This is a genomic window from Pseudomonas sp. LARHCG127, assembly GCF_052871455.1.
In genome coordinates this window covers 292,938-301,259 of sequence record NZ_JBIXJT010000001.1, presented here as the reverse complement: position 1 = coordinate 301,259, position 8,322 = coordinate 292,938, and the positions used below count along the sequence as shown (strand labels likewise).

At 60.9% G+C, this 8,322-nt stretch carries 7 protein-coding genes; all 7 read left to right on the top strand.

What is annotated here, in order from left to right; genetic code table 11:
- The first annotated feature begins 229 nt into the window (after positions 1–229).
- The 7 genes from ACIPQ1_RS01360 (at position 230) to nuoF (ending at position 8,213) form a co-directional block, all read left to right on the top strand.
- Positions 230–991: a secretin N-terminal domain-containing protein gene (locus tag ACIPQ1_RS01360; protein WP_446533422.1), complete on the top strand. Its 762-nt coding sequence runs from the start codon at positions 230–232 to the stop codon at positions 989–991.
- A 457-nt stretch (positions 992–1,448) separates the two neighbouring features.
- Complete coding sequence (gene aceA, locus ACIPQ1_RS01355) at positions 1,449–2,774, top strand: isocitrate lyase (protein ID WP_014337679.1); 1,326 nt, start codon at positions 1,449–1,451, stop codon at positions 2,772–2,774.
- Between the two features lie 628 nt (positions 2,775–3,402).
- Positions 3,403–3,816, top strand: a complete 414-nt coding sequence (locus tag ACIPQ1_RS01350) for an NADH-quinone oxidoreductase subunit A (protein ID WP_003203367.1) — start codon at positions 3,403–3,405, stop codon at positions 3,814–3,816.
- A gap of 10 nt (positions 3,817–3,826) precedes the next feature.
- Positions 3,827–4,501, top strand: coding sequence for a NuoB/complex I 20 kDa subunit family protein (locus ACIPQ1_RS01345; protein WP_030141322.1), 675 nt, complete (start codon positions 3,827–3,829; stop codon positions 4,499–4,501).
- A gap of 72 nt (positions 4,502–4,573) precedes the next feature.
- Complete coding sequence (gene nuoC, locus ACIPQ1_RS01340; RefSeq protein ID WP_207961474.1) at positions 4,574–6,358, top strand: NADH-quinone oxidoreductase subunit C/D; 1,785 nt, start codon at positions 4,574–4,576, stop codon at positions 6,356–6,358.
- 2 nt (positions 6,359–6,360) lie between these two features.
- Positions 6,361–6,858, top strand: a complete 498-nt coding sequence (gene nuoE / locus ACIPQ1_RS01335) for an NADH-quinone oxidoreductase subunit NuoE (RefSeq protein ID WP_186709765.1) — start codon at positions 6,361–6,363, stop codon at positions 6,856–6,858.
- Positions 6,855–8,213 carry an NADH-quinone oxidoreductase subunit NuoF gene (gene nuoF, locus ACIPQ1_RS01330; protein ID WP_053123209.1) on the top strand — a complete coding sequence of 453 codons (1,359 nt, stop codon included), beginning with the start codon at positions 6,855–6,857 and terminating at the stop codon, positions 8,211–8,213. Before nuoE ends, nuoF begins: the two co-directional genes overlap by 4 nt.
- Positions 8,214–8,322 lie beyond the last annotated feature (109 nt).

Here is an 8,322-nt window from a genome sequence, read left to right as displayed (position 1 = left end):
AGCTTGCCCCCGCTGGGCCGCCCACCCCCCCCCAACACCCCCCCCCCCCCCCCCCCCCCGCGGGCCCACGCCCCCTCGCCACAAAAGCATCATGCAACAACATCCTGCAACACCCAAAACGCCCCGCCATCCACCGATGCCGGGGCGTTTTGCCGTCTACCATTCAACTTGCCCCACCCGAGGCCGACAAACTGGCAATATCAGGCCTTTGTCTCACGGAGAAATGGACATGCTTCTACGTACCCTGCTGACCCTCCTGCTACTGGGTGGCAGCCTGTCAGCCATGGCCGACACGCAAATCGTGCCGCTGAACTACCGCACCAGCGCCGACCTGTTGCCGGTGGCACAGAACTTCATCGGCAAGGACGGCCAGGTCAGCGTCTACGGCAACCAACTGATCGTCAATGCCGAGCCCGGCAAGATCGAAGAACTCCGGCAATTCCTCGCCCAACTGGACACCGCGCCCAAGCGCCTGCTGATCACCGTCGATACCAACGAAAACAACCTGCAGGGCGACCAGGGTTATTCCATCAACGGCGCCGCGCCCAGCCAGACCCGCATCATCAACCGCAGCACCGCCAGCCGTGACGGCGGCGTGCAGCAGGTGCAAGCCAGCGAAGGCCAGCCGGCGCTGATCCAGGTCGGCCAGAGCGTACCGTTCACCAGCAGCCAGACCGACAACTACGGCCGCCTGCAAAGCCAGACCGAATACCGTAACGTCACCCAGGGTTTCTATGTCACCGCCAGCGTCACTGGTGAAACCGTTCACCTGAGCATCAGTACCAACCGTGACCGCATGAGCCAGGAACGTCCCGATGTAGTGAACGTTCAGAGTACCGACACAACGGTCAGCGGACGCCTGGGCGAATGGATCACCCTGGCCGGGGTGAATCGCCAGACCCAGGCCGACAAACAGGGCCTGACCCGCAGCTACTCGACCCAGGGACGCGACGACATGATTTTGCGGGTCAAGGTCGATACCCTGAACTGAAGCACCAAAAACTGACTGATGAGTCGTATTAGACCAAAGATGTAGTGCCACAAAAAAAGCACTACAAAACGTTTGACGAGCCAAAAAACCGAAGGCATGATGGCCTCGCTCCCGCTAATCAGGGGCCCTGGCAAGGGCCTTCGGGTCGACGCTTGCAACTACCCTGCGAGCCGATTCGTGTCTGTACCGCCCACAAGGTGTGTTTGACGAGGTTGCGACTGGAACGAAGTTGTCCCGAGGGACGGAAGCGTAACTAGGTAACCCGGCATCACTCTGAGTTCGTATGAAAGGCCCACGACGCCCGAATGCGCCCGCAGTTCGCCCCTACCTGCTCACTTTCCCCTCGAGCCCATCGTTCATCCCGTCGCCACCTCGCCTGAACCGACTTGTACGCCAGCCCCCTGGTCGGCAGGAGCAGGAATTTTCCACCAAGACCTATGCGACGAGGTTTATCTCCATGGCACTGACACGCGAACAGCAAATTGCAGCCCTTGAAAAAGACTGGGCTGAAAACCCGCGCTGGAAAGGCGTGAAGCGCAATTATTCCGCTGCTGACGTCGTCCGTCTGCGTGGCTCGGTTCAACCTGAGCACACCTTTGCGAAGATGGGCGCGGAGAAGCTCTGGAACCTGGTCACCCAGGGCGCCAAGCCAGCCTTCCGTCCCGAGAAAGATTTCGTCAACTGCATGGGCGCCCTGACCGGCGGCCAGGCCGTACAGCAAGTCAAGGCCGGCATCCAGGCGATCTACCTGTCGGGCTGGCAAGTGGCCGCGGACAACAACTCCGCCGAGTCGATGTACCCCGACCAGTCGCTTTACCCAGTGGACTCGGTTCCAACCGTGGTCAAGCGCATCAACAACTCGTTCCGTCGCGCCGACCAGATCCAGTGGAAAGCCGGCAAGAACCCGGGCGACGAAGGCTACATCGACTACTTCGCACCGATCGTGGCTGACGCTGAAGCCGGTTTCGGTGGCGTCCTGAACGCCTACGAGCTGATGAAGAGCATGATCGAGGCAGGCGCCGCTGGCGTTCACTTCGAAGACCAACTGGCTTCGGTGAAGAAATGCGGCCACATGGGTGGCAAGGTCCTGGTGCCGACCCAGGAAGCCGTGCAGAAGCTGACCGCCGCCCGCCTGGCCGCCGACGTTGCCGGTGTACCGACCATCATCCTGGCCCGTACCGACGCCAACGCCGCCGACCTGCTGACCTCGGACTGCGACCCGTACGACCAGCCGTTCGTGACCGGCACCCGTACCCAGGAAGGCTTCTACAAAGTGCGCGCCGGTCTCGACCAGGCCATCGCCCGCGGCCTGGCCTATGCGCCGTACGCCGACCTGATCTGGTGCGAAACCGCCAAGCCGGACCTGGACGAAGCCCGTCGCTTCGCCGAAGCGATCAAGAAGGAATACCCGGACCAACTGCTGTCGTACAACTGCTCGCCTTCCTTCAACTGGAAGAAAAACCTGGACGACGCGACCATCGCCAAGTTCCAGCGCGAACTGTCCGCCATGGGCTACAAGCACCAGTTCATCACCCTGGCCGGCATTCACAACATGTGGCACAGCATGTTCAACCTGGCGCACGACTACGCCCGCAACGACATGACTGCCTACGTGAAGCTGCAAGAGCAGGAGTTCGCTGACGCCGCCAAGGGCTACACCTTCGTGGCTCACCAGCAGGAAGTGGGCACCGGCTACTTCGACGACATGACCACCGTGATCCAGGGCGGCACTTCGTCGGTGACCGCACTGACCGGCTCCACCGAAGAAGAACAGTTCCACTGATCCATGAGCTAAACGGCCCTTGCGGACCGAATAAAAGCTAACCGCAAAGCCGACGATCTGACGCCCCGACTGGTTCGGGGCTTTTTTTTGCCTATGCTTCGCAGACCGCCCCCATCCTCTGTGGGAGCGAGCTTGCTCGCGATAGCGCCAGACCCGTTGAAATGCAGATGACTGACACACCGCTATCGCGAGCAAGCTCGCTCCCACAGAAATGAGCCGATACGCAGAAAAATTGATCGAACGCAGTATCAGGCAGTCTGAAAAAGAGTAAAACGGCCGGCGCTGACAACTGCAGTTAACGAGCATGTAAGAAAAGTTCTCAGCCACTGCGTCGCAGTATTGATCAAAAGCCACGCCAAACAATAATAATTATCATTTAGCTGGAGCTTTCCTTGTTACAACCTGCACGAAATATAATTGCTGAATAACGGGTCAATGCCCGCCCCGCCGGGGCTGCGGGGTCATGGAGGCGCGCTATGTCCTTATTCCAATAAATAATTTCGCTATAGGAATTTTACTTGCCCGGTGTTTAGCCATAAAATCACCGCGATTGATTGCTGCGACATATCGTCACTGCGTTATTTCATTCAAGCTCAGAGACCTTTGCTCTCTGTTAAGGATTTCCAGCATGTCCGAAGCGACAGGACTCATGGCCCACAATTGGGGCTTTGCCATTTTCCTTCTGGGCGTTGTTGGCCTGTGTGCTTTCATGCTCGGCGTGTCGAGCCTGCTTGGGTCAAAAGCCTGGGGCCGCAGCAAAAATGAACCGTTCGAGTCCGGCATGCTACCTACCGGTGGCGCCCGCTTGCGGCTCTCAGCCAAATTCTATCTGGTCGCGATGCTGTTCGTGATCTTCGATATCGAAGCCCTCTTTCTCTTTGCATGGTCTGTGTCCGTCCGCGAAAGCGGCTGGACCGGATTCGTCGAAGCTCTCGTTTTCATAGCAATTCTGTTGGCAGGTCTTGTCTACCTTTACCGGGTGGGGGCACTTGATTGGGCTCCGGAAGCTCGGCGCAAGCGGCAAGCGAAGCTGAAACAATGAGGCTTTGGCAATGCAATACAATCTCACCAGGATCGACCCCGATGCTCCTAACGAGCAGTATCCGATTGGCAAGCGGGAAACCGTCGCCGATCCGTTAGAAGATCAAGTCCACAAGAACATCTTCATGGGCAAGCTCGAAGACGTGCTGAACAGCACGGTCAACTGGGGTCGCAAGAACTCCCTGTGGCCGTACAACTTCGGCCTTTCGTGCTGCTACGTGGAAATGACCACCGCCTTCACGGCGCCCCACGACATCGCGCGCTTTGGCGCCGAGGTGATCCGGGCATCGCCGCGCCAGGCGGATTTCATGGTTATCGCCGGGACCTGCTTCATCAAGATGGCGCCGATCATCCAGCGTCTCTACGAGCAAATGCTCGAACCCAAGTGGGTCATCTCCATGGGTTCGTGCGCCAACTCCGGTGGCATGTACGACATCTATTCCGTCGTTCAAGGCGTGGACAAATTCCTGCCCGTGGACGTCTATGTGCCTGGCTGCCCACCTCGCCCTGAAGCGTTCCTGCAAGGCTTGATGCTGTTGCAGGAGTCGATTGGCCAGGAGCGTCGCCCACTGTCCTGGGTCGTTGGCGATCAAGGCGTCTATCGCGCCGAGATGCCGTCGCAAAAGGAACAGCGCCGCGAACAGCGTATCGCAGTCACCAACCTGCGCAGCCCCGACGAAGTCTGATCCAGCTCTGCTCTGTACAAGAAACGAGAACCTGGCTTCATTCTTTACGTTGACCGAAAGCGATAAATAACCATGACTACAGGCAGTGCTCTGTACATCCCGCCTTACAAGGCAGACGACCAGGATGTGGTCGTCGAACTGAACAACCGTTTTGGCCCCGAGGCGTTCACCGCCCAGCCGACCCGCACCGGCATGCCGGTGCTTTGGGTTGCCCGCGCCAAACTCGTCGAAGTCCTGACCTTCCTGCGCAACCTGCCCAAGCCGTACGTCATGCTCTATGACCTGCACGGCGTAGACGAGCGCCTGCGCACCAAGCGTCAAGGGCTGCCCGACGGCGTCGACTTCACCGTGTTCTATCACTTGATGTCGATCGAGCGTAATAGTGACGTAATGATCAAGGTCGCCTTGTCCGAGAGCGACCTCAGCGTGCCGACCGTGACCGGCATCTGGCCGAACGCCAACTGGTACGAGCGTGAAGTGTGGGACATGTACGGGATCGATTTCCCCGGCCACCCGCACCTGACCCGCATCATGATGCCGCCGACCTGGGAAGGTCACCCGCTGCGCAAGGACTTCCCGGCCCGTGCCACCGAGTTCGACCCGTTCAGCCTGTCCCTGGCCAAGCAACAGCTCGAGGAAGAAGCCGCACGCTTCAAGCCTGAAGACTGGGGCATGAAGCGTTCGGGCGCCAACGAGGACTACATGTTCCTCAACCTGGGCCCGAACCACCCTTCGGCCCACGGTGCCTTCCGCATCATCCTGCAGCTGGACGGCGAAGAGATCGTCGACTGCGTCCCGGACATCGGCTACCACCACCGTGGCGCCGAGAAAATGGCCGAGCGCCAGTCCTGGCACAGCTTCATCCCGTACACCGACCGTATCGACTACCTCGGCGGCGTGATGAACAACCTGCCGTACGTGCTCTCGGTGGAGAAACTCGCCGGGATCAAGGTTCCGGAGAAGGTCGACGTCATTCGCATCATGATGGCCGAGTTCTTCCGCATCACCAGCCACCTGCTGTTCCTGGGCACCTACATCCAGGACGTCGGCGCGATGACCCCGGTGTTCTTCACCTTCACCGACCGCCAGCGCGCGTACACGGTGATCGAAGCCATCACCGGTTTCCGCCTGCACCCGGCCTGGTACCGCATCGGTGGCGTGGCCCACGACCTGCCCCGCGGCTGGGAGAAACTGGTCAAGGACTTCGTCGAGTGGATGCCCAAGCGCCTGGACGAATACACCAAGGCAGCCCTGCAGAACAGCATCCTCAAGGGTCGTACCATCGGCGTCGCCGCCTACAACACCAAGGAGGCCCTGGAATGGGGCGTCACCGGTGCTGGCCTGCGTTCCACCGGTTGCGACTTCGACCTGCGCAAGGCGCGTCCGTATTCCGGCTACGAGAACTTCGAGTTCGAAGTACCGCTGGCGGCCAACGGTGACGCCTACGACCGCTGCATGGTTCGCGTCGAGGAAATGCGCCAGAGCATCAAGATCATCGACCAGTGCCTGCGCAACATGCCGGAAGGCCCGTACAAGGCGGATCACCCGCTGACCACGCCGCCGCCAAAAGAGCGCACGCTGCAACACATCGAGACCCTGATCACGCACTTCCTGCAGGTTTCGTGGGGCCCGGTCATGCCGGCCAACGAATCCTTCCAGATGATCGAAGCGACCAAGGGCATCAACAGTTATTACCTGACGAGCGATGGCGGCACCATGAGCTACCGCACCCGGATTCGTACCCCAAGCTACCCGCACCTGCAGCAGATCCCTTCGGTGATCAAAGGCAGCATGGTCGCGGACTTGATCGCGTACCTGGGTAGTATCGATTTCGTTATGGCCGACGTGGACCGCTAAGCATGAACAGCACGCTTATCCAGACTGACCGTTTCGCCCTGAGCGAAACCGAGCGCTCGGCCATCGAGCACGAGCTGCATCACTACGAAGACCCGCGCGCGGCGTCGATCGAAGCCCTGAAGATCGTCCAGAAGGAACGTGGCTGGGTGCCTGATGGCGCGCTCTACGCCATCGGCGAGATCCTCGGCATCCCGGCCAGCGACGTCGAGGGCGTAGCCACCTTCTACAGCCAGATTTTCCGCCAGCCAGTGGGCCGTCACATCATTCGTGTCTGCGACAGCATGGTCTGCTACATCGGCGGCCACGAATCGGTGGTCGGCGAGATCCAGAGCAAGCTGGGCATCGGCCTGGGCCAGACCACCGCCGACGGCCGCTTCACGCTGCTGCCGGTGTGCTGCCTGGGCAACTGCGACAAGGCACCGGCGTTGATGATCGACGACGACACCTTCGGTGACGTCAAGCCTGACGGCGTCGCCAAACTGCTGGAGGGCTACGTATGACCCTGACTTCCTTCGGGCCCGCCAACCGCATCCAGCGTTCGGCCGAAACCCATCCCCTGACCTGGCGTCTGCGTGACGACGGCGAAGCGGTGTGGCTGGACGAATACCAGGCCAAGAACGGCTACGCCGCCGCGCGCAAGGCGTTCGCCGACATGGCCGGCGACGACATCGTCCAGACCGTGAAAGACGCCGGCCTCAAGGGCCGTGGTGGCGCGGGCTTCCCCACCGGGGTGAAGTGGGGCCTGATGCCCAAGGACGAATCCATCAACATCCGCTACCTGCTGTGCAACGCGGATGAAATGGAACCCAACACCTGGAAGGACCGCATGCTGATGGAGCAACTGCCCCATCTGCTGATCGAAGGCATGCTGATCAGCGCCCGTGCGCTGAAGACCTACCGTGGCTACATCTTCCTGCGCGGCGAGTACACCACCGCCGCCAAGCACCTGAACCGTGCCGTGGAAGAAGCCAAGGCCGCCGGCCTGTTGGGCAAGAACATCCTGGGCAGCGGCTTCGACTTCGAGTTGTTCGTCCACACCGGTGCCGGGCGCTACATCTGCGGTGAAGAAACCGCGCTGATCAACTCCCTGGAAGGCCGCCGCGCCAACCCACGCTCCAAGCCGCCCTTCCCTGCCGCCGTCGGCGTGTGGGGCAAGCCGACCTGCGTGAACAACGTCGAGACCCTGTGCAACGTGCCGGCGATCATCGCCGACGGCGTGGACTGGTACAAATCCCTGGCCCGCGACGGCAGCGAAGACATGGGCACCAAGCTCATGGGCTTCTCCGGCAAGGTCAAGAACCCTGGCCTGTGGGAGTTGCCATTCGGCGTCACCGGTCGCGAGCTGTTCGAGGACTACGCCGGCGGCATGCGCGACGGCTACACGCTCAAGTGCTGGCAGCCTGGCGGCGCCGGCACCGGCTTCCTGTTGCCGGAGCACCTGGACGCGCAAATGTACGCCGGCGGTATCGCCAAGGTCGGCACCCGCATGGGCACCGGCCTGGCCATGGCGGTGGACGACAGCGTCAACATGGTCTCGCTGCTGCGTAACATGGAGCAGTTCTTCGCGCGCGAATCCTGCGGTTTCTGCACCCCTTGCCGCGATGGCCTGCCCTGGAGCGTCAAGCTGCTGATGGCCATCGAGAACGGCGAAGGCCAGCCCGGCGACATCGAGACCCTGCTGGGTCTGGTGGGTTTCCTCGGCCCAGGCAAGACCTTCTGTGCTCACGCACCGGGTGCCGTGGAGCCGTTGGGCAGCGCGATCAAATACTTCCGCCCTGAATTCGAGGCCGGCATCGCGCCAACCCGCGCGGGCGACCTCAATCAGGTGGTCACGCCGACCATGGTCGGCGCGTAACGACGCTTTAGAAGGCGCAGGGTCCGTGCCCTGCGCCTTTCGTCCGATGACGCCTTTTACCAGGCTGTTTGGATTCGGACGAACGACAAGATTCCATTAGCCACGCCCG

What these genes read in the sequence shown, in the direction of transcription:
- ACIPQ1_RS01360 (WP_446533422.1), top strand. Translation starts at nt 230, where the DNA reads ATGCTTCTACGTACCCTGCTGACCCTCCTGCTACTGGGTGGCAGCCTG.
- aceA (WP_014337679.1), top strand. Translation starts at nt 1,449, where the DNA reads ATGGCACTGACACGCGAACAGCAAATTGCAGCCCTTGAAAAAGACTGG.
- ACIPQ1_RS01350 (WP_003203367.1), top strand. Translation starts at nt 3,403, where the DNA reads ATGTCCGAAGCGACAGGACTCATGGCCCACAATTGGGGCTTTGCCATT.
- ACIPQ1_RS01345 (WP_030141322.1), top strand. Translation starts at nt 3,827, where the DNA reads ATGCAATACAATCTCACCAGGATCGACCCCGATGCTCCTAACGAGCAG.
- nuoC (WP_207961474.1), top strand. Translation starts at nt 4,574, where the DNA reads ATGACTACAGGCAGTGCTCTGTACATCCCGCCTTACAAGGCAGACGAC.
- nuoE (WP_186709765.1), top strand. Translation starts at nt 6,361, where the DNA reads ATGAACAGCACGCTTATCCAGACTGACCGTTTCGCCCTGAGCGAAACC.
- nuoF (WP_053123209.1), top strand. Translation starts at nt 6,855, where the DNA reads ATGACCCTGACTTCCTTCGGGCCCGCCAACCGCATCCAGCGTTCGGCC.